This is a genomic window from Pseudomonas nitroreducens, assembly GCF_014204515.1.
In the GTDB taxonomy this organism is placed as follows: Bacteria; Pseudomonadota; Gammaproteobacteria; order Pseudomonadales; family Pseudomonadaceae; genus Pseudomonas; species Pseudomonas nitritireducens_A.
On sequence record NZ_JACHLI010000047.1, the window covers coordinates 23,762 to 44,337 of the forward strand.

The 20,576-nt window shown below is 67.5% G+C and carries 20 protein-coding genes; 16 read left to right on the forward strand and 4 right to left on the reverse strand.

Going from position 1 to position 20,576, the window contains the following annotated elements; all coding sequences use genetic code 11:
• Positions 1–17: 17 nt before the first annotated feature.
• The 12 genes from HNP46_RS32940 (at position 18) to HNP46_RS32995 (ending at position 13,768) form a co-directional block, all read left to right on the forward strand.
• On the forward strand, positions 18–2,153 hold the full coding sequence (locus HNP46_RS32940; RefSeq protein WP_184597616.1) for an acetate--CoA ligase family protein: 2,136 nt from the start codon (positions 18–20) through the stop codon (positions 2,151–2,153).
• Positions 2,137–3,018 (forward strand): MaoC/PaaZ C-terminal domain-containing protein, encoded by an 882-nt coding sequence (locus HNP46_RS32945; RefSeq protein WP_184597619.1) that lies wholly within the window; start codon positions 2,137–2,139, stop codon positions 3,016–3,018. Before HNP46_RS32940 ends, HNP46_RS32945 begins: the two co-directional genes overlap by 17 nt.
• Before the next feature lie 39 nt (positions 3,019–3,057).
• Entirely contained in the window at positions 3,058–4,428 is a 1,371-nt protein-coding gene (locus HNP46_RS32950) for an MFS transporter (protein ID WP_184597621.1), read from the forward strand.
• Positions 4,425–4,865 carry a PaaI family thioesterase gene (locus HNP46_RS32955; RefSeq protein WP_184597623.1) on the forward strand — a complete coding sequence of 147 codons (441 nt, stop codon included), beginning with the start codon at positions 4,425–4,427 and terminating at the stop codon, positions 4,863–4,865. Before HNP46_RS32950 ends, HNP46_RS32955 begins: the two co-directional genes overlap by 4 nt.
• Positions 4,866–4,869: 4 nt before the next feature.
• Positions 4,870–5,928 carry an acyl-CoA dehydrogenase family protein gene (locus HNP46_RS32960; RefSeq protein WP_184597625.1) on the forward strand — a complete coding sequence of 353 codons (1,059 nt, stop codon included), beginning with the start codon at positions 4,870–4,872 and terminating at the stop codon, positions 5,926–5,928.
• A gap of 8 nt (positions 5,929–5,936) precedes the next feature.
• Positions 5,937–6,692, forward strand: a complete 756-nt coding sequence (locus HNP46_RS32965; protein ID WP_184597652.1) for an enoyl-CoA hydratase/isomerase family protein — start codon at positions 5,937–5,939, stop codon at positions 6,690–6,692.
• A gap of 16 nt (positions 6,693–6,708) precedes the next feature.
• On the forward strand, positions 6,709–7,854 hold the full coding sequence (locus HNP46_RS32970) for an acyl-CoA dehydrogenase family protein (protein ID WP_184597627.1): 1,146 nt from the start codon (positions 6,709–6,711) through the stop codon (positions 7,852–7,854).
• A gap of 49 nt (positions 7,855–7,903) precedes the next feature.
• A complete protein-coding gene (locus HNP46_RS32975) occupies positions 7,904–8,821 on the forward strand; it encodes an SDR family NAD(P)-dependent oxidoreductase (protein WP_184597629.1) in 918 nt (305 codons plus the stop codon).
• Between the two features lie 19 nt (positions 8,822–8,840).
• Positions 8,841–9,818: an NADH:ubiquinone reductase gene (locus HNP46_RS32980; RefSeq protein ID WP_184597631.1), complete on the forward strand. Its 978-nt coding sequence runs from the start codon at positions 8,841–8,843 to the stop codon at positions 9,816–9,818.
• A 247-nt stretch (positions 9,819–10,065) separates the two neighbouring features.
• Positions 10,066–11,316 (forward strand): OprD family porin, encoded by a 1,251-nt coding sequence (locus HNP46_RS32985; protein WP_184597633.1) that lies wholly within the window; start codon positions 10,066–10,068, stop codon positions 11,314–11,316.
• Positions 11,317–11,438: 122 nt separating this feature from the next.
• Positions 11,439–12,122: a TetR/AcrR family transcriptional regulator gene (locus tag HNP46_RS32990; protein ID WP_184597635.1), complete on the forward strand. Its 684-nt coding sequence runs from the start codon at positions 11,439–11,441 to the stop codon at positions 12,120–12,122.
• Complete coding sequence (locus HNP46_RS32995; RefSeq protein ID WP_184597637.1) at positions 12,119–13,768, forward strand: acyl-CoA dehydrogenase family protein; 1,650 nt, start codon at positions 12,119–12,121, stop codon at positions 13,766–13,768. Before HNP46_RS32990 ends, HNP46_RS32995 begins: the two co-directional genes overlap by 4 nt.
• A gap of 108 nt (positions 13,769–13,876) precedes the next feature.
• Here the strand turns inward: HNP46_RS32995 and HNP46_RS33000 are convergent, their stop codons facing one another.
• Together HNP46_RS33000 and HNP46_RS33005 are read right to left on the reverse strand one after the other, a co-directional pair.
• Complete coding sequence (locus HNP46_RS33000) at positions 13,877–14,263, reverse strand: type II toxin-antitoxin system VapC family toxin (RefSeq protein WP_184597640.1); 387 nt, start codon at positions 14,261–14,263, stop codon at positions 13,877–13,879.
• Complete coding sequence (locus tag HNP46_RS33005; protein WP_184597642.1) at positions 14,263–14,514, reverse strand: type II toxin-antitoxin system Phd/YefM family antitoxin; 252 nt, start codon at positions 14,512–14,514, stop codon at positions 14,263–14,265. The genes HNP46_RS33000 and HNP46_RS33005 overlap by 1 nt, the downstream gene beginning before the upstream one ends.
• A gap of 286 nt (positions 14,515–14,800) precedes the next feature.
• Here HNP46_RS33005 and amn point away from each other — a divergent pair, with 286 nt between their 5' ends.
• The 3 genes from amn to HNP46_RS33020 all read left to right on the forward strand — a co-directional run bounded on the left by amn (position 14,801) and on the right by HNP46_RS33020 (position 17,973).
• Entirely contained in the window at positions 14,801–16,285 is a 1,485-nt protein-coding gene (amn, locus tag HNP46_RS33010) for an AMP nucleosidase (protein WP_409372485.1), read from the forward strand.
• Positions 16,286–16,461: 176 nt separating this feature from the next.
• Positions 16,462–17,238 (forward strand): deoxyribose-phosphate aldolase, encoded by a 777-nt coding sequence (gene deoC, locus HNP46_RS33015; RefSeq protein ID WP_184597646.1) that lies wholly within the window; start codon positions 16,462–16,464, stop codon positions 17,236–17,238.
• Between the two features lie 171 nt (positions 17,239–17,409).
• Positions 17,410–17,973, forward strand: a complete 564-nt coding sequence (locus HNP46_RS33020; protein WP_184597648.1) for a hypothetical protein — start codon at positions 17,410–17,412, stop codon at positions 17,971–17,973.
• Between the two features lie 139 nt (positions 17,974–18,112).
• On the opposite strand, the gene HNP46_RS33025 is transcribed toward HNP46_RS33020, so the two are convergent.
• Positions 18,113–19,165, reverse strand: a complete 1,053-nt coding sequence (locus HNP46_RS33025) for an MBL fold metallo-hydrolase (protein ID WP_184597650.1) — start codon at positions 19,163–19,165, stop codon at positions 18,113–18,115.
• Between the two features lie 151 nt (positions 19,166–19,316).
• On the opposite strand from HNP46_RS33025, the gene HNP46_RS33030 reads away from it, so the two are divergent.
• A complete protein-coding gene (locus HNP46_RS33030; RefSeq protein ID WP_184597654.1) occupies positions 19,317–19,883 on the forward strand; it encodes a pseudouridine synthase in 567 nt (188 codons plus the stop codon).
• A 15-nt stretch (positions 19,884–19,898) separates the two neighbouring features.
• Here HNP46_RS33030 and HNP46_RS33035 read toward each other — a convergent pair whose 3' ends face one another.
• Positions 19,899–20,102, reverse strand: a complete 204-nt coding sequence (locus HNP46_RS33035; RefSeq protein ID WP_015475469.1) for a DUF2788 domain-containing protein — start codon at positions 20,100–20,102, stop codon at positions 19,899–19,901.
• Positions 20,103–20,576 lie beyond the last annotated feature (474 nt).

Consider the following 20,576-nt stretch of genomic DNA (forward strand, 5'->3'; position numbering starts at 1 on the left):
TGTTCAGGTGGAACGTCATGTCAGTGAGTCACTTGCAACACACAGGATTTGCCAGCCTCACCCCGCTGATCGAGCCGCGCTCGGTCGCCGTGGTCGGCGCCTCCAGCGACCCGCACCGCATCGGCGGCCGGCCCATCGCCTACATGCTGCGCAACGGTTTCAGCGGTCGTATCCTGCCGGTGAACCCCAAGCACGCCGAGGTCCAGGGCCTGCCGGCCTACGCCAGCGTCGAGGCGCTGCCCGAGGCGCCGGACGTGGCCATCGTCGCGGTGCCGGCGCCGGCCGTGCTGGAAACCATCCAGGCGCTGGGCCGCAAGGGCGCACGCAGCGCCATCGTGTTCTCCTCCGGCTTCAGCGAAGTCGGCGAGGAGGGCGTGGCCATGCAGGACGCCATCGTCGAAGCCGCCCGTGCGGCGAACATGCGCCTGCTCGGGCCGAACGCGCTGGGCGTGTTCAACGGCAACCTGGGCTACTACGCGTTCTTCTCCACGAGTCTTGAGCGCGGCATTCCGCTGGCTGGGCGGGTCGGCATCGCCACCCAGTCCGGCGCCTACGGCGCGCACCTGCTCGGCCTGTCGCGGCAACGCGGGCTGGGCACGCCGATCTGTGTCGCCACCGGCAACGAGGCCGACGTCACCCTGGGCGACGCCATCGGCTGGCTGGTGGAGTCGCCGGAGGTGGACGTGGTGATGGCCTACGCCGAATCCATCCGCAACGTCGACAGCTTCCTCGCCGCCCTCGAAGCGGCCCATCGCGCCGGCAAGCCGGTGATCCTGCACAAGGTCGGGCGTAGCGAGCTGGGTGGCCGCGCGGCGATGTCGCACACCGCCTCCCTGGCCGGCGACGACAAGGTGCTCGATGCCGTTCTTGCCGACTACGCGGTGGTTCGCGCACGCACCACCGAGGAGCTGGTGGACATCGCCTACCTCGCCACCCAGCGCATCTACCCGGTGAGCAACAGCCTGGGGATGATCACCGTCAGCGGCGGCGCCGGCATCATCGTCAGCGATGCCGCCGAAGACGTCGGCCTGCCCATGCCGGCGATGCCCGAAGCGGCCCAGGCGCGCCTCAAGCAGCGCCTGCACTACGCCTCGCCGCTCAACCCGGTGGACTGCACCGCCCAGGCACTCAACGACCTCAGCCTGGTGCACGACTTCACCGAATCCATGGTGGTGGACGGCGGCTACCGCTCGCTGATCGCCTTCTTCACCCAGGCCGGCACCGCTGCCTCCATCGGCCCGCGCCTGGCCGAGCAGTTCAGCCGGATCAAGGCCGATCACCCGGACCGCCTGTTCGTGGTCTCGGTGATGGGCGAGGGCGAGGAGCTGGCGCCGTACCAGAAGGCCGGCTTCGCCCTGTTCGAGGATCCGACCCGCGCCGTGCGCGCCATCCAGGCCATGGGCCAGCTGGGCGAAGCGTTCGCCCGCCCGCTGCGCAGGATTCCCGTACCCGGCGGCGTCGAGCTGCCGGCCAGCACGCCCGGCGAGGCCGAAGCCAAGCAACTGCTGGCGCGCGCCGGAATCGAATCGGCACCGGAGCGGGTACTGAAAAGCGCCGCCGAAGCCGCCGCCTTCGCCGAACAGATCGGCTTCCCGGTGGTGCTGAAAATCGCCTCGGCGGACATCCTGCACAAGTCGGAAATCGGCGGTGTGCTGCTCAATGTCGACAGTGCCCAGGCCGTGCGCGAGGGCTATCAGTTGCTGCTCGATCGCGCTGCCGAGCATGCGCCCAATGCCCGCCTCGACGGTGTGCTGGTGGCGCGTCAGCTGCAGGGCGGCGTCGAGTGCTTCATGGGTATCCAGCGTGACCCGCAGTTCGGCCCGGTGGCGGTGTTCGGTCTCGGCGGCATCTTCGTCGAGGTGCTCAAGGACGTGGTGTTCCGCCGCTGCCCGTTCGGCGTCGAGGAAGCCGAGCAGATGATCCGCAGCATCAAGGGCGCGCCGCTGTTGCTAGGGGCGCGTGGTCGTCCGGTGACCGACATCCGGGCGCTGTCGCGGGTGCTTGCGCAGCTCTCGCAGTTCGCCGCAGAGGCCGGCCCGCGTCTGCGTTCGGTAGACCTCAACCCGGTCTTCGCCATGCCCGAGGGGCAGGGCGCCTGGGCCGCCGACGCTGTGCTGGAAGTAGAGGAGGTGGCCCATGGCGCTGAATCCTGAGCACCTGCTGAACTACCCGATCCCCGAAGTCCGGCAGCGCTTCAGCCGCCACGACAGCGCCTTCTACGCGCTGTCGGTGGGCCTTGGCGCCGACCCGATGGACGAGCACCAATTGACCTTCGTCGATGCCAATCGCGAGCTCCAGGCGCTGCCCTGCATGGCCGTGGTGCTCGGTCACCCAGGCTTCTGGCTGGGCAACCCGGACACCGGCGTCGATGCCCTGCGCCTGGTCCATGGCGAGCAGAGCATCGAATGGCTGAAACCACTGCCGGTGGAAGGCGAAGTGATCGGTCGCACCCGCGTCACCGGCCTGGTCGACAAGGGCGCCGGCAAGGGCGCGCTGCTCTACAGCGAGAAGGTCGTCAGCGACGCCGACAGCGGCGAGGTGCTGGCGATTGCCCGCGGCACCACCTTCCTGCGTGGTGACGGCGGCTTCGGCGGCGACAGCCAGTCGCTGAGCCAGCCGCATCGCCTGCCCGAGCGCGCGCCGGACCTCACCGTCGACCTGCCGACCCGCCCGGAACAGGCGCTGCACTACCGCCTGAACGGCGACGACAACCCGATCCACGCCAGCCCCGCAGCGGCCGCCCGCGGTGGTTTCCCGCGGCCGATCCTGCATGGCCTGTGCACCCTCGGCGTGGCCTTCCACGCGTTGCTGCGCGGCTACGCCGACTACCGCGCAGAGCGCTTCGCGCACCTGCAGGTGCGCTTCTCGGCCCCGGTGTTCCCCGGCGAAACCTTGCGTACGGAAATCTGGAATGACGGCTCCTTCCGCACCCGCGTCGTCGAGCGCGACGTGGTGGTGCTGGACAACGGCCGCGTGTGCCTCACCCCGGACAGCGGAGAACACGCCGGGCGGGCCTAGCGCGACGACGACCTCAACCAACCTGCGAGAACAACAACAATGAACGCACCCGACAGCTTGGCCCAGGGCACCGTCCTCTCCCGGCGGACCCTGGTGATCGCCTTCCTCTTCTGCTTCCTGGGTCTGCTCGCCGACGGCGCGGACCTGATGTTCCTCGCCTACAGCCTGAACAGCCTGAAGGCCGAGTTCGGCCTGTCCAACTTCGAGGCCGGCTCGCTGGGCAGCATCACCCTGGCCGGCATGGCCATCGGCGGCATCTACGGCGGCTGGGCGTGCGATCGCTTCGGCCGGGTGCGCGTGGTCACCTGGACCATCCTGGTGTTCTCCGTGGGCACCGCGCTGCTGGGGCTGGCGCACAACTTCTGGGCCTTCGCGCTGATCCGCTTCGTCTCCTCGCTGGGCCTGGGCTCGCTGTTCGTGGCGTGCAACATCCTGATGTCCGAGTTCGTCACCGCCAAGTACCGCACCACCATCCTGGCGACCATGCAGGCCGGCTGGACCGTGGGCTACCTGGTGGCGACCATCCTGGCCGGGCAGATCATCCCCGACTACGGCTGGCGCGCGCTGTTCTTCACCGCCATCGGCGCGGCGCTGATCTGCCTGGCGCTGCGGCCCTGGGTGCCGGAGTCGCCGTCCTGGCTGGCCGCTCGTGCCCAGCGTGCGCAGCAAGTGGCTAACGGCCGGACGCAGAGCGCGCCCAGCGGCGGCATGCGCCAGCTGCTGGTCGATCCGTCGACGCGGCGCATGTTCATTCTCTGGAGCCTGACCTCGTGCTTCCTGCTGTTCGGCTACTACGGCACCAACAACTGGATGCCCTCGTACCTGGAAAGCGAGCTGGGCATGAACTTCAAGTCCATGACCGGCTACATGGTCGGCACCTACACCGCGATGATCCTCGGCAAGGTGCTCGCCGGCATCGCCTCGGACCGCTTCGGCCGTCGCGCCACCTTCGCCGCCGGGGCCATCGGCACTGCCATCTTCATGCCGGTGATCGTGTTCTGGCACACGCCGGACAACATCGTCTGGATCCTCGCCCTGTTCGGCTTCATCTACGGCGTGCCGGTGGGCGTGCTGGCCACCTACATGACCGAGAGCTTCTCCACCCAGGTGCGCGGCGCTGCCGTGGGGACCTCCTACAACCTCGGCCGCATCGGCGCGGCGGTGGCGCCGGCGGCCATCGGCCTGCTGGCTTCCCACGTGTCCATCGGCGCCGGCTTCCTGGTGATGGGCATCACCTACGTCATCACCGGCCTGATCCCGGCGCTGATGATCCCCAACCGCCTGTATGACCCGAACCGCGAAGCGCGCACGGCCACTGCCCCCAGCGCGCCGGCTGCCCAGGCCCGCCCGGCCGACAACGGCGGCGTGCGCGCAGTGGCACAGCCCGTGAGGCAGGAGAGCCTGCAATGAGCAACCCGACCGCCAGCCCCAGGGCCGTGGACATGTTCCCCAGCGACCGCTTCACCTTCCAGGAATTCCTCGGCCTGGAACGCTGGATCGACGGCGACGTGGTGCGGGTGCGCCTGCCCCACCGTCCGGAGCTGATGAACTACATCGGCAGCTTCCACGGCGGCGTGCTGATGAGCGTGCTTGATGCCGCCATGGCCGGGGCGATTCGCGCGCAGATGCCGGGTTGCTCGATGGTCACCATCGACATGGCCACCCACTTCATGGGCAGCACCCGCGGCGAGATCAACGCCGTCGGCCGGGTGCTCAAGCGCACCCGCACGCTGTGCTTCTGCGCGGCGGAAATCTTCGATGAGTCCGGTGAGCTGGTCGCCAGCGCCACCGGCAGTTTCAAGTACCGGCCCGCTGCGGCCGGCACCGTTCAACCGACACGGGAATGATGAAATGACCGAGCACACCACGATGGCCGAGGAGCGCGAAGAGCGCCTGCGGCTGATCCGTGACAGCGCCGCCTCCCTGGTCCCGCGTGGCGGCGACCTGGGTCGGGTGCGCCGCCTGCGCTTCCAGGCGGCCAGCGTCGACCGCGACGCCTGGGGTGAAGTCTGCGCCATGGGCTGGCCGGGCCTGCGCCTGTCCGAAGAACTCGGCGGCAGCGGTCTGGGCATGGCCGAGTACACCGCGCTGCTGGAAGAACTCGGGCGTGGTCTGCTGCCCGAGCCGCTGATCGAAGCCAGCCTGGTCGCTCCCTTGCTGCCCGCCGCAGAGCGCGCTGCGCTGCTGGCCGGAGAGCGGCTGATCCTGCCCGCTGGCATCGGCTTTGAGGCTGGCGCCGCGCTGCCGGTGCTGCGCGACGGCCAGCTGCGCGGCGAGATCGCCCACGTCGCCCTGGGCGCTGCCGCCGATGCCTGGCTGGTCGCCTGTGACGCTGGCCTCGCGCTGGTGCAGCGCAATGCCGAGGGCCTGAGTGTGCACCAGGAGCCGACCCAGGACGGCGGCCATCTGGCACGCCTGCGCTTCGATGGCACCCCCGTGCAACTCGTCGAAGCTGCGCCTGCTGCCCTCGACGAGTCGGCACTGGCCTGCGCCGCCTATCTCGTCGGCCTGATGGATGCGGCCTTCGAGCAGACCCGCGACTACCTCGGCGTACGCCGCCAGTTTGGCCGTGAGATCGGCAGCTTCCAGTCGCTGCAGCACCGCATGGTCGACCTGAAACTGCAGATCGAACTGGCCCGCGCCATCGTCGGCGAAGCGGCTACCGCGCTGGACGTCGGCGCCCCCGCCGCGCAGGTACAGCGTTTGGTCTCCACCGCCAAGGTGCGTGCCGCAGAAGCGGCCATGCTGGTGACCCGCCAGGCGATCCAGCTGCACGGCGGCATCGGCTACACCGACGAGGCCGACATCGGCCTGTTCCTGCGCCGCGCCATGGTGCTGCTCAACAGCCAGGGCTCGCTGGCCTTCCACCGGGCGCGCTACATCGGCCTGCTGCACGGGGAGGTGGCGTGATGAGCGAGATGCTGCTGCAGGAAACGCTCGGCTCGGTGCGCCTCCTGCGCTTCAACAATCCGGCTCGGCGCAACGCGCTGTCCCCCGCACTGCGCGCCGAACTGCTCGAAGCGCTGCGCGAAGCGGACGCCGATCCCGCCGTGCGCAGCGTGGTCCTCACCGGCTCGGCGGAAGTCTTCAGCGCCGGCGGCGACCTCAGTGACATGCACGTCACCGACCTCAACGCCGGCCGCGTGCGCATGCAGAAAAACGCCGACCTGATCCGCCAGATGCTGCGCATGGGCAAGCCGATCATTGCCGCCATCGAAGGCTGGGCGGTAGGCGCCGGGCTCTCCGTGGCGCTGGCCTGCGACAGCCTGGTGTGCGGCGGCACGGCGCGCTTCGCCGCGGGCTTCGGCAAGGTCGGATTGATCGCTGACCTGGGCCAACTGCACACCCTGCCGGCGCGCATCGGCATCGGCCGCGCGCGGCAGGTGCTGATGTTCGGCCAGGTCATCGAAGCCGAGGAAGCGCAGCGCATCGGCCTGGTGGACCAGCTCTGCGCACCGGGTGCCGCGCTGGATGCCGCCCTCGCGCTGGCCGCGAAGGTCGAGCAACAGGCACCTCTGCCGCTGGCGCTGACCAAGGCGCTGCTGGCCGACGGCCTGGAACTGCTGCTCGAACGCGAAGGCGATTTCCAGAGCCAGCTGTTCCTCAGTGCCGACCATGCCGAAGGCAAGGCGGCGTTCCTCGAAAAACGTTCCCCGAATTTCCGGGGCCAGTAATCAAGAGAGCAGTGACATGACCGATTACAACGCCCTGGGCGATGACGAGTTCCGCCGGCTGGTTCGTGAGTGGGTCGCCGCCAACTACCCGCAACGCATCCGCAACCCGGCCCACCGCCTGGGCCGCGACGACACCAGGGAGTGGTACCAGGCACTGTCGAAAAAAGGTTGGCTGTGCCCCGGCTGGCCGGTCCAGTTCGGCGGCATGGGCCTGGCCGCCGGCAAGCAGCTGATCATGATCGAGGAAATGGAAAACTACGGCTGCGCGCGCCTGCCCGACAGCGGCATCACCATGCTCGGCCCGCTGCTGATCCGCTACGGCACTGACGCCCAGCGCGAGCGCTTCCTGCCGCGCATCTTGAGCGGTGAAGACATCTGGTGCCAGGGCTACAGCGAACCCAACGCCGGCTCCGACCTTGCCAGTCTGCGCACCGAGGCGGTGCTGCAGGACGGCGAGTGGGTGATCAACGGCCAGAAGACCTGGACCACCATGGGCACCGAGGCCAACTGGATCTTCGTGCTGGCGCGCACCGAGCGCAGCGCCAAGGCGCAGCAGGGCATCAGCTTCCTGCTGGTGCCGATGGACAGCCCCGGCGTCGAGGTGCGGCCGATCCTCAACCTGGAACTGCAGGGCGAATTCTGCGAGGTGTTCTTCAACGACGTGCGCGTGCCGCAGGAGAACCTGGTCGGCGCGGTCAACCACGGCTGGGGCATGGCCAAGGCGCTGCTGGGCTTCGAGCGCATCTTCCTGGGTTCCCCCAAGCAGGCCACCTTCGCCCTCGAACGCCTGGTGCGCCTGGCCCGTCACCAGGGCCTGTGGGACGACCCGGTGTTCGCCCAACGCTTCGCCGCGCTGAGCATGGACCTGGACTGCCACAAGGCGCTCTACGAGCGCTTCGCCGAACGCCTGCGGCGCGGCGAGGAGCTGGGCCCGGATGTTTCCCTGCTGAAGATCCACCAGTCCGAGCTGTACCAGCGCATCAGCGAGCTGGGCCTGGAGATCGCCGGCCCCGATTCGGCGCTGCTGCAGCCCTTCAGCGACGATGCCGAGCTGCACCCGGCGGGCATCTTCATCCAGTCGCGGCCCACCACCATCTACGGCGGCACCAACGAAATCCAGCGCAACATCCTGGCCAAGGCCGTGCTCGGCTTGCCGAGCTGATCGTGCGCGCAACGAACTCCCCGATTGAACGAACAGTAAGGAATCAGCGATGACCCAACGACTCAACGAAGGCAAGGTAGCGATCGTCACCGGCGCCGGTGGCGGCATCGGCCGCGAGATCGCCCTGGCCCTGGCCGACAGCGGCGCGCGGGTACTGATCAACGATATCGGCGTGTCCCTGCAGGGCGAGGGCGGCTCGGCCTCGCCGGCCGAGGAAACCCTTGGGCTGATCCGCCAGCGCGGCGGCGACGGCGCGATCAATACCGACAGCGTGTCGGACTGGGACAGCGCCCGGCGCATCGTTTCCAGCGCCATCGATGCCTTCGGCCGCGTCGACATCGTGGTGAACAACGCCGGCATCCTGCGCGACACCATCTTCCACAAGATGAGCGCCGAAGACTGGCTGTCGGTGATCAACGTGCATCTGAACGGCAGCTTCTTCGTCAGCCGCGCCGCCGCCGAACACTTCCGCGCGCAGAACAGCGGCGCCTTCGTGCACATGACCAGCACCTCGGGGCTGATCGGCAACTTCGGCCAGGCCAACTACTCGGCAGCCAAGCTCGGCATCGTCGCGCTGAGCAAGTCCATCGCCCTCGACATGCAGCGCTACAACGTGCGCTCCAACTGCATCGCGCCCTTCGCCTGGAGCCGCATGACCGACTCCATCCCGGCCGAGACCCCGGAGCAGAAAGCGCGGGTGGAAAACCTGCAGCGCATGACCCCGGACAAGAACGCGCCGCTGGCCGTGTACCTCGCCTCCGACGCTGCCAGTGCGGTCAACGGCCAGGTCTTCGCCACGCGCAACCACGAGCTGTTCCTGATGAGCCAGAGCCGCCCGCTGCGCAGCGTGCACAGCGACAACGGCTGGACGCCGCAGAGCATCGCCGAGCACGGCATGCCGGCATTGCGCGGCAGCTTCATGGACCTGGCGCGCAGCCCGGACGTGTTCTCCTGGGACCCGCTCTGAACCGCCGGAGGGCAGGCGCATGTTCAAGACCCGATTCACCGAAACCTTCGGCGTGCAGCACCCGATCATGCAGGGCGGCATGCAGTGGGTGGGCCGCGCCGAGATGGCCGCGGCGGTGGCCAACGCCGGTGGGCTGGCGACGCTCTCGGCGCTGACCCAGCCGACTCCGCACGCGCTGGCGGATGAGATCGCGCGTTGCCGCGAACTCACCGACAAGCCCTTCGGCGTCAACCTCACGCTGCTGCCGACGCAGAAGCCGATCCCCTACGCCGAGTACCGCGCAGCGATCATCGAGGGCGGTATCCGCGTGGTCGAGACCGCCGGCAACAATCCCGGCGAGCACATCGCCGAGTTCCGCCAGCACGGCATCAAGGTCATCCACAAATGCACCGCCGTGCGCCATGCGCTGAAGGCCGAGCAACTGGGGGTGGACGCGGTGTCCATCGACGGCTTCGAGTGCGCCGGGCATCCGGGGGAGGACGACATTCCCGGCCTGGTCCTGCTGCCGGCGGCGGCCAATCGGCTGAGCGTGCCGATCATCGCTTCGGGTGGTTTTGCCGATGGCCGCGGACTGGTGGCGGCGCTGGCGCTGGGGGCGGATGCGATCAACATGGGCACGCGCTTCCTCAGCACCCGCGAGTGCCCGATCCACCCGCAGGTCAAGGCGGCCATCCGTGCCGCGGACGAGCGCTCCACCGATGTGATCATGCGTTCGCTGCGCAACAGCGCACGGGTCGCGCGCAACGCCATCAGCCAGGAAGTGCTGGCCATCGAGGCGCGCGGCAACGCCACCTACGCCGACATCGCCACACTGGTCAGCGGCCTGCGTGGGCGCACGGTCTACGAGCAGGGCGACACCGACCTGGGCATCTGGTCGGCGGGCATGGTCCAGGGCCTGATCGATGACGAACCCAGCTGCGAAGAACTGCTGCGCAGCATCGTCGAGCAGGCGCAGGGTCTGATCCGCCAGCGACTGGAGGGGCTGCTCACCCAGTGAATCCACTGTGGCGGCGTGGGAGCAACCGCGAACTTCTGGTGGACTGTACCGGGGGATCCCTCTCCCTAACCCTCTCCCTGAAGGGAGAGGGGACCGTTCGGTGAAGGCTGAAACCACTGCATCAGCCGGCACGGACAGCTCCCTCTCCCTTCAGGGAGAGGGTGGGGGAGAGGGCAACGCCCAGCGCAGAACCATCCAGGAAAGCAGCGGCGCCGCCTTCACCTCACCTGACGAAGAGACAACAACAATGAAAAATCTTCCCGTACGGGCGCTCGTTTCGAGCTTCGCCTGCCTGCCCCTGTTCGCCCACGCGGACTTCATCGCGGACAGCAAGGCCAACCTGGAACTGCGCAATTTCTACTTCAACCGCGACTACCGCCAGAGCGGCGCCGCGCAGTCGAAGTCCGAGGAGTGGGCGCAGGGTTTCCTGCTGCGCTTCGAGTCGGGCTACACCGAGGGCACGGTGGGTGTGGGTGTCGATGCGCTGGGCCTGCTCGGCCTCAAGCTCGACTCCAGCCCCGACCGCACCGGCTCCGGCCTGCTGCCGTACTCGGCCAGCGACAAGCGCGCCGCCGACGACTACAGCTCCCTCGGCGTGACCGCCAAGCTGCGCGCCTCGAAGAGCACGCTGAAGGTCGGCACCCTGCTGCCCAAGCTGCCGGTGGTGCAGTACAACGACACCCGTCTGGCCCCGCAGACCTTCACCGGCGGTCTCGCCGAGGTCAACGAGATCGACGGCCTCACTGCGCAACTCGGCCAGTTGCGCCAGGTTAAGCAGCGCGACTCGACCAACGACGAAGACCTGTCGATGACCCGTGGCAACAAGCGCAACATCGTCCTCGGCAGCCACACCAGCAGCGACCGCTTCAACCTCGCCGGCGGCACTTACCGCTGGACCGACAACCTCAGCACCAGCTACCACTACGGCGGCCTGGAGAACTTCTACCGCCAGCACTACCTGAGCCTGGTGCACACCCTGCCGATCACCGAGGGCCAGTCGCTCAAATCGGATATCCGCTGGGCGCGCTCCACCGATGATGGCGGCAGCAACGTCGACAACCGGGCGCTCAACGCGCTGTTCACCTACCGCATCGGCGGCAGCGGTTTCGGCGTCGGCTACCAGCGCATGTCCGGCGACACCGGCTTCGCCTACCTGTCCGGCACCGATCCGTACCTGACCAACTTCGTGCAGATCGGCGACTTCGCCAACAAGGACGAACGCTCCTGGCAGGCGCGCTACGACTACGACTTCGCCGGCCTCGGCTTGCCCGGCCTGACCTTCATGACGCGCTACCTGCAGGGTGACCATATCGACCTGCTGAACGGCCAGGGGCGCGGCAAGGAGTGGGAACGCGACACCGACATCGGCTACGTGGTGCAGAACGGTCCGCTGAAGAATCTCGGCTTCAAGGTGCGCAACGGGGCATTCCGCAGCGACTTCGGCAACGATATCGACGAGACGCGGGTGATCGTCAGCTACCAGATGCCGCTCTGGTGAACTTGGGAGTGGAGGGTGGCTGCATGGCCAGAATCGCTCCGTTCGTGGCCGGAATGCCCCTTTAAGCCAAGGTCTGAACCGTGATTCACTGCTAGTCGATGTAGTGAATCCGGATTCAGATCATGGCCTACCGACACTCCCCCGCGCGGCAGCAAAAGGACGGCGAGCTGCGCGAGCGCATTCTCAAGCTGGCGCTGGCGCGAGTGGCCGACGGCGGTTTCGCCGCCCTGACCATGCAGAGCCTGGCGGAAGACGCCGGTATTGCCACCGGTAGCCTCTACCGGCATTTCAGCGGCAAGGGCGAACTGGCCGCGGAGGTTTTCGCCCGCGCCAGCCAGCGCGAGGTCGACGCCCTGGGTGCACTGCTGAAAGCGCCCGGCAGCGCCGCCGAACGCCTGAACCGTGGCCTGCACCAGTTTGCCGCCCGCGCCTGGGGCAGCCGCCGCCTGGCCTTTGCGCTGATCGCCGAACCGGTCGACCCGGAAGTCGACGAGCAGCGCCTGATCTACCGCGAGGCCTACGCCGCGCTGTTCGTCACCCTGCTGGAGCAGGGCATCGCCGCCGGTGAATTCCAGCCGCAGCCGGTGCAGCTCACCGCCGCCTGCCTGGTCGGCGCCATTGCCGAGGCGCTGATCGGCCCGCTCTCGCCGCCCGCCCGCGCCGCGCGGGATGCCGGGCAATCCAGCGTTTCCCTGGAGGACGTCAGTGACGCCCTCGCCAGCTTCTGCCTGCGCGCCGTCGGCGCGTCCACGCCTGCCTTGCCCAAGCCAGCCAAGCCCACGCCTGTTACGGAGGACCAGCCATGATCCCGCACGAGTACGCCGAAACCCACGAAGTGACCAACCAGGTGCCGCCGCTGGATGGCGCCAACCTCTACCGTGTCGACGTGCCGCTGCAGGAGTGGGTGCGCCGCTATGGCGGCGGCTGGGCCGAGCAGAAGCTCGACGCCTATGGCGCACTGGCCGGCGGGCCGCTGATGGCGGCGGGCTTCCTGGCCAACGAGAACAAGCCGGTGTTCAAGTCCCATGACCGCTATGGCCACCGCGTCGACCTGATCGAATTCCACCCCGCCTACCACGAGCTGATGCGCGCCTCGATCCAGGCCGGCATCCCGTCCATGCCCTGGACCGATCCGCGCGCCGGCGCCCACGTCGCCCGCGCCGGCCTGAGCTACCTGCACAGCCAGGCCGAAGCCGGCACCGGCTGCCCGCTGACCATGACCTTCGCCAGCGTACCCGCCCTGCGTCTGCAGCCGGACCTCGCCGAGAAATGGCTGCCGAAAATCCTCTCCACCCAATACGACCCGCGCAACCTGCCCATCGAGCAGAAGACCGGCGCCACCATCGGCATGGCCATGACCGAGAAGCAGGGCGGCACCGACGTGCGCGCCAACACCACACGCGCCTATCCGGTCGGCATTCCCGGCCCCGGTCAGGCCTACGAACTGGTCGGCCACAAGTGGTTCTGCTCGGCACCCATGTGCGACGCCTTCCTCACTCTGGCCTACACCGACAAGGGCCTGACCTGCTTCCTGCTGCCGCGCCACCGCCCTGACGGCAGCCGCAACGAGTTCTACATTCAGCGCCTGAAGAACAAGCTGGGCAACTGGTCCAACGCCTCCAGCGAAGTGGAATACCGCGGCGCGCTGGCCTGGATGGTTGGCGAGGAAGGCCGCGGCGTGCCGACCATCATCGAGATGGTCGCCATGACCCGCTTCGACTGCATGGTCGGTTCCAGCTCGCTGATGCGCCAGGCGCTGACCCAGGCCGCGCACCACTGCGCCTACCGCCAGGTCGGCGGCCGCGTGCTGGCCGAGCAGCCGCTGATGCAGAACGTGCTGGCCGACCTCGCCCTGGAAAGCGAAGCCGCGCTGGCCCTGACCATGCGCATGGGCCGCGCCCTGGACAACCTGCATGACGAACAGGAAGACAAGTTCGCCCGCCTGGTCACCGCCGTGGGCAAGTACTGGATCTGCAAACGCGCCCCCGCGATGATCAACGAAGCCGCCGAATGCCTGGGCGGCGCCGGCTACGTCGAGGACACCATCCTCCCGCGCCTGTACCGCGAGGCGCCGGTCAACTCCACCTGGGAGGGCTCGGGCAACGTGCAGTGCCTGGACGTACTGCGCGCCCTGTCGAAGGAGCCGGGAGTGCTCGACGCGCTGTTCAGCGAACTGGGCGACGGCCACGGCGATGCGCGACTGGCCTCGTTCATCGGCAACCTCAAGGCGTCCTTCGCCGACACCCAGGACATCCAGTACCGCGCCCGCCAGCTCACCGAAAACGTCGCCATCGCCCTGCAGGCCAAGCTGCTGCTGGAAGCGGGCAACTCGGTGGTCTCCGACGCCTTCATCGCCAGCCGCCTGGACGACGGCGGCCGCGTCTACGGCACCCTGCCGCGCGGGGTGAATGTCGAGGCGCTGGTGGCGCGGGCGACGCCGCATCGGGTGTGAGGTGACCCGCACCTGGACGATGCGAGCCTGTATCGAAGGCAGTGCTGTTCTTGAGTGATCGATCTGGCCAGGTTTCTTCCGTTCACCGGGAGAAACCCTTGGTCAGCTCTACACGAGCTTGATAGGGCCGGGATACTTCGCAACATTGGCGTCGTGCGTCAGCAGGAGTATCCCCTCAGCAATGGCTTGCGCGACCAGCAGGCGATCGAACGGGTCGTGGTGAATCTGCGGTAGAGACCCTGTCCCGATGGTGTGCTGGCTGCTGATCGGCAGCTCCTGGTATCCCGCATTCAACAGTGCCGCGGTGAGAAGGCTGGGATCTACCTGAAAGCTGGATTTGCCCTGAGCGTTCTTGATGGAGACTTCCCAGATACTGGCGGCGCTGAAAAACAGCTGATTCGCAGGATGATTGATCATGTCGCGAGCAACCGCTGGAAGCGAGGCGGAGTTCGCGGTCGCCCACAAGAGAATGTGCGTATCGAGAAGCAGCTGCATCAGTCGTTCTCGCCGTAGAACATCGTTTCGATGTCGCTGGCAAACGGCGAGTCGATATCGTCGGGGACGACAATTTGCCCTTCGAGCATACCGATGCGTTGGGCGGGTTCATCGGTGAGGGCGACGACCTTTACCAGGGGTTTACCCGCTCTGGCGATGATGAATGCGGAGCCGCGGCTTGCCTGATCGACCAGCTTGGACAGGTTGGTCTTGGCGTCATGGATATTGACGATCTCAAGGGTGCTGCTCATTGGGCTTATACCTTCGCTTTCGTGAACCAACTCAACCAGCCTGGTTGGTTGAGTTAGCCTAGTCAGCTCCCGTTGTTCACGCAACTCGCTCCAAGCACAGAAGATCCACTCACTGTCATCCGGTCAGTCCAGCGGCTGCGTGCCGGTACGCAGGGCCGGGATGGCCGGGATGTGCCGTGTGGGCCAGGAGCGCGGTCGGCTCCCTTCCGCTCGTCCTGCCAGTTCGGAATCTGTCATCCCTTTCTGTGACGGAAGCAGGCAAGATGGAGCTGATCGTTCAGACAGGATGCCCACCATGACGCAACCGACCGGCGACGAGTTCTTCGTCTGCCAGACTGCCGAAGAGGCCGTCGATCAACTGGCTGTGCTCCACGAGCGCGCCACCGGCGCTCTAAGGCAGGCGCTCAAGCAGTACCTGAAGGACCGCGAAGTCCCCGACGCGCAGCAGCGCGAACAATTCCGCTACCCGCTGCTGCGGGTGACCTACCTGTGCCAGGGCGAAGTACCCTCGACCACCCGCGCCTACGCCAAGGTCCAGGTGCCCGGTACCTACGCTGTGACCATCACCCAGCCCAAGGCCTTCCGCAAATACCTGCTGGAGCAGCTGCGCCCGTTGATGGAAGACTTCACCGTGCGCGTGGAAGTCGGCGTCAGTGCGCAGAATATTCCGTACCCTTACGTGGTTGAAGGCGGCGATGAGCTGGGCGGTTCCGGCGTGACCGCCGCCGAGCTCGCGCGGGTGTTCCCCAGCACCGATCTGTCGGCCACCTCCGATGGCGTGGCCGATGGCCTGTACGAATGGGAGAACGCCGACCCGATGCCGCTGGCGCTGTTCGACGCCGCGCGCACCGACTTTTCCCTGCGCCGCATGGTGCACTACACCGGCAGCGACTGGCGGCATGTGCAGCCGTGGATTCTGCTGACCAACTACCACCGCTACGTCGACCAGTTCATCCACCTGGGCCTGGAGCGCCTGCGCGATGACCCGCGCTTCGTGCGCATGGTCCTGCCGGGCAACGTGATCATCGAGCGCGGCACCGACGAGGGCGAGGCCAATGCCATCGTCGCCAGCGTCGAGTGGCACCGCTTCCAGATGCCGGCCTATCACCTGCAAGCCGAAGATGGCGACGGTGTGACCCTGGTGAACATCGGCGTTGGTCCGTCCAACGCGAAGAACATCACCGACCACCTCGCCGTGCTGCGTCCGCACTGTTGGTTGATGGTCGGCCACTGCGGCGGCCTGCGTCAGTCGCAGACCATCGGCGACTACGTGCTGGCCCACGCCTACATGCGCCGCGACGGCATCCTCGACCGCGTGTTGCCGCCGCACATCCCGATCCCGGCGCTGGCCGAGGTGCAGCTGGCGCTGCAGGAAGCCGCGGCGCTGGTCACCGGCGAGCGTGGCGACCAGCTCAAGCGTCGCCTGCGTACTGGCACCGTGCTCACCTACGACGACCGCAACTGGGAGCTGCACTGGGCCCAGGAGCGCCCGTTGATCAACCTGGCTCGGGCGATCGCGGTGGACATGGAGAGCGGCACCATCGCCGCCCAGGGTTACCGCCTGCGGGTGCCGTACGGCACGCTGCTGTGCGTGTCGGACAAACCGCTGCACAGCGAGATCAAGCTGCCCGGCGCCGCCACGGCCTTCTACCAACGCGCCGTAAGCCAGCACCTGTCCATCGGTGTGGCTGCCGTCGACCTGCTGCGCACCCAGCTCAACTCGCTGCACTCGCGCAAGCTGCGCAGTTTCGACGAGCCGCCGTTCCGCTGATCTGCGACAGGGCACGGGGCGGCTGCCAGGGAGATGGTGGGCGTCTCAGCCAGATCACGAAAGCCGCGTAGGGTGCATAACGCGCCAGCGTTATCCGCCGTGGAAGTTGTGGCGCATAACCTGTTCCAGGTTATGCGCCCTACGCTGCTGAAAAACGCCGATGGAGAGTGTTGCCGATGACCGATCCTCGCAAGACCCCGGCGGGCCGCGTGCTCGCTCTGCTGGACCTGACTTCGCTGAATCCTGGCGATGACCTGCAAAGCACTGTCGATCTGTGCCGCCGCGCCCTGACGCCATACGGCGAAGTGGCGGCGGTGTGCGTCTGGCCGAAGCTGGTGCATGTGGCCAGGCGCACGCTCAACACCCTGGGTGGGCGCGGTGTGCGCGTGGCCAGCGTGTGCAATTTCCCCGCTGGCGATGCGCCGTTGGCCGAGGTGGTGGAAGAGGTGCGCAAGACCCTCGCCGAGGGCGCCGACGAGATCGACCTGGTCTACCCCTGGCGCAAGCTCAAGGCCGGCCAGGAGACTGGTGCGGTGGAGCTGATCCGTACCTGCAAGACGCTTTGCGGACCCTACCATTGGCTCAAGGTCATCCTGGAAACCGGCGAGCTGGCCGACCCGGAACTGATTCGCACAGCCTGCCGCGAAGCCATCGCCGGCGGTGCCGATTTCCTCAAGACCAGCACCGGCAAGGCATCCGTGAACGCCACGCCCGAAGCCGTGCGGTTGATGCTGCAGACCATCGAGGAAGAGGGCGGCAAGGTCGGCCTGAAAGTCTCCGGCGGGCTGCGCACGCTGGCCGATGCACAGGTCTACCTGAAGCTGGCGGAAGAGCGCTTCGGCGCGGGCTGGATCAAGCCGGAGCACCTGCGCTTCGGTGCGTCCTCACTGCTCGACGACCTGCTGCGCGAGCTCAGCGGTGCGGCGACGCCGGTCTCCACACGGGACTATTGATCGTCCCCAGGCCTTGGCAATCCCGGCGGATAACCTGCTGCAGGTTATCCGCCCTGCGCGGGACGTTGACGCTGTTCGGGGCGGGCCTAGAATGCTCGCCTTTCGCGCCACGGGGAACCGTGGTGCGTCCCTCCGGTCGGACCTTCGCCGACCTTTCTCGCTGGTGATTCCATGCCGTTCCGCGCTCCCACGAACCTGACCAACCCGCTGCGCCGCTTCGCCCGTCGACTGGTGGAAAACGGCACACCCGAAGTGGCTGTACCGTTGCCGCTGCCCGACAGCATCGCCGGCGAACCCTGGTTCTCCGTGGGCAAGGCGGTGGAAGGGCTGGGCGGTGAACGGGTGGATGGCTGGTGCCTGGAAGAGTGGCCGGGCCTGGCCCTGCGCGCCCGCTTCAGCGCCTGCTGGCGAGATGCACAGGGGCGTCTGTGGAACGTGCTGCCGGGCGGCGAGGCTATCGCCTTCCTGCCCGACCCGACGCGCCGCTACGAAGGCGTGCCGCTGGCCGAGCAACTGCACGCGCTGGAGCGCGACGAGCTGCTGGAGGATTACCTCTGGCTCAGCCGTGAGCTGGGCAAGCCGCTGATGGACGACGAGCGCCGGGAAGTGTGCGAATCCATGCGCCAGCGCCTGGAAAGCTGGCTGGAGCTGGGCGGACGGGGTGACAAACCGTGCCCCTGCAAGAGCGGCAAGCGCTATCGCAACTGCTGCAGCAAGCGGGTGCGGGAAAACTGAGGGTCGTTTCTTGAGGGCGCACGCTTGCTCGTGAAGCCCAGGCGGCCAATCGAGTAATACCTGAGTCGGACCAAGCGCGGACAGAGTCCGCTCCTACGCCAAACCGACCGTAGGAGCGGACTCTGTCCGCGATCGACCCCTACAGGGAAGCATCCGGCATCGGCGGCACCAGCCACTGCTCGCCCGGCTTCGGCGCGCGGAAGCGCTCCGTGGCGACGCCGCGCTGCTGCAGCGCCGCTGCCAGGTCGCTGACCGGGGTGAACTGCCCTTCGTCGCTCAGGCGGAAGGTGCCGAAGTGGATCGCCATGCTGCACTGCGAGTCCAGATGCTGATGCGCCTGCACGGCGTCATCCGGGTTCATGTGGTGGTGGCGCATGAACCAGCGCGGCTCGTAGGCGCCAATCGGCAGGGCGGCGAAGCGCATGGGGCCGAAGCGCTGGTGCATCAGGCCGAATTCTTCGCCCAGCCCGGTATCGCCGGGGAACAGCAGCGGGCCGTCCGGCGACTCCAGCACGAAGCCCATCCACAGCGTGCGGTTGGTATCGCGCCGTGAGCGCGCCGACCAGTGCTGTGCCGGCACACCGGTGAGCAGCATGCCCTCGGGCATCGGCAGGCTCTGCCACCAGTCCAGCTCGACCACGTCGTCGAAGCCGCAGGCGCGGATCAGTTCGCCGTTGCCCAGCCCGGTCACCACTTTCGCAGCGGGGAAGCGCGCGGCCAGTTCGCGCAGGCTGTGGATATCCAGGTGGTCGTAGTGGTTGTGGCTGACCAGGATCAGGTTGATCGGCGGCAGCTCGTCCAGCGCCAGACCTGGCGGGTGCATGCGCTGGGGACCGACGAAGCTGAACGGGCTGGTGCGCTCGCACCACAGCGGGTCGGTGAGGATGTTCAGGCCGCGGTGCTGGATCAGCAGGGTGGCGTGGTTGATGTAGGTGACGCGCAGTTCGTCGCCGTCAACGCGGGCTGGAGTCTCCGCGCGGGATTCGCGGCCGGGCTGGGCAATCCACTCCTGCTGGCGGCCACGCTCGCGCTGCCACTTGAGGAAGGCGCGCAGGCCGTTGTGTGGCTGGCGGTCGAGGTTATGGAAGCGCGTGCCGTCGAAATGCGCGCTCTGCGGGCCGCGATATCGCGCGCCGAGGCGGCCGCTGAGGTTCTGCAGGGTGATCAGCCAGGTGGGGTGGCTCATGGGCATGCTCGTGCCTGCTATTGCAGTGAGGACTCGGCACAACCTAGCATGCCGGGCATTCGCTTCACCCCCATCCTCGGTAACCAGTCTTTTCGCCATGCCCCGTCCGCCGCGCCCCGCCAATCGTCGTCCCGCTGCCCGTCCCGCCCCTCGCCGAGTGGCCAAGGCGCCGCCGGCGCAGCCGAAGCTGATCCTGCTGAACAAGCCGTTCGACGTGCTGACGCAGTTCAACGACAGCGACGGCCGCGCGACGCTGAAGGACTTCGTCGAGGTGCCGGGCGTCTACCCGGCCGGCCGCCTGGACAGGGACAGCGAAGGCTTGCTGTTGCTGACCAACGACGGCCGCCTGCAGGCGCGCATCGCCGATCCGAAGCACAAGTTGCCGAAGACGTACTGGGTGCAGGTGGAAGGTGAGCCGAGCGACGAGCAGCTCGAGCAGTTGCGCAAGGGCGTGCAGCTCAATGACGGCCCGACCCTGCCGGCCGAGGCGCGGCGTCTGGATGAGCCGCAGTTGTGGGAGCGCGACCCGCCGGTACGCTTCCGCAAGTCGGTGCCCACGGCCTGGCTGGAACTGGTGATCCGCGAAGGACGCAACCGCCAGGTCCGGCGGATGACGGCAGCCGTCGGCCTGCCCACGCTGCGCCTGGTGCGCGTACGCATCGGGCCGTGGCAGCTGGATGGGCTGCAGCCAGGGCAGTGGCGGGAAGTCAGCCCCGAGCTCTGAGGCTTGGGCGAGGCGTCAGAAGCCGCCTTCGAGCCCGGCGACGACCACGGACTTGATCAGGAAGCCGAGCACGCCCAGGCCCAGTGCGAAGAACAGCACCATGGTGCCCATGCGGCCGGCCTTGGACTTCTTGGCGAGGTCCCAGACGATGAAGGCCATGAACAGGATCAGGCCGGTGACCAGGCCGTACATCATCCAGTCTTCGAAACTTTCGTTCATTACAGCTCCAGCCCGGTGCGGAGGTTGTCCGAGGGACGCCGGGACGCGGTGGTGGTGAAGAAGGCGCGCATTATACGCATGCGGTGCCTGCTCGTTCAGAGCCGTTCATAAAATGATCAGTTCCTGCCGTGGGACGGGCGGAGCGCCCTGGAATTTCCCGCCGCAGGCCGGTTGGCGGGGAATTTTGCGGTGGGGGGTTGGGTTTGACGGGAGGTGGGGTGCGGTGCTGTGTCGCAGGGTGGTTGTGCGTGGGCAAGCGATGCCTGCTTCGTGATTGGGTGTCCTGCGCCGCTTCGGCGTGCGCGGGGGCTCCTTGTTTCGCCCCCTCGGGCGACCTACTTTGGCAAACGCCCCAAAGTAGGCAAAGGTCTTGCCCCAATCATCCGGTTTTTCGCTTAGGCGAAAAATTCCCTCGTTGAAGCGCAGTTTCAGGGGCCCGCCGCGAAGGGCCATCCCTGGCCCATCGCGGCTCTC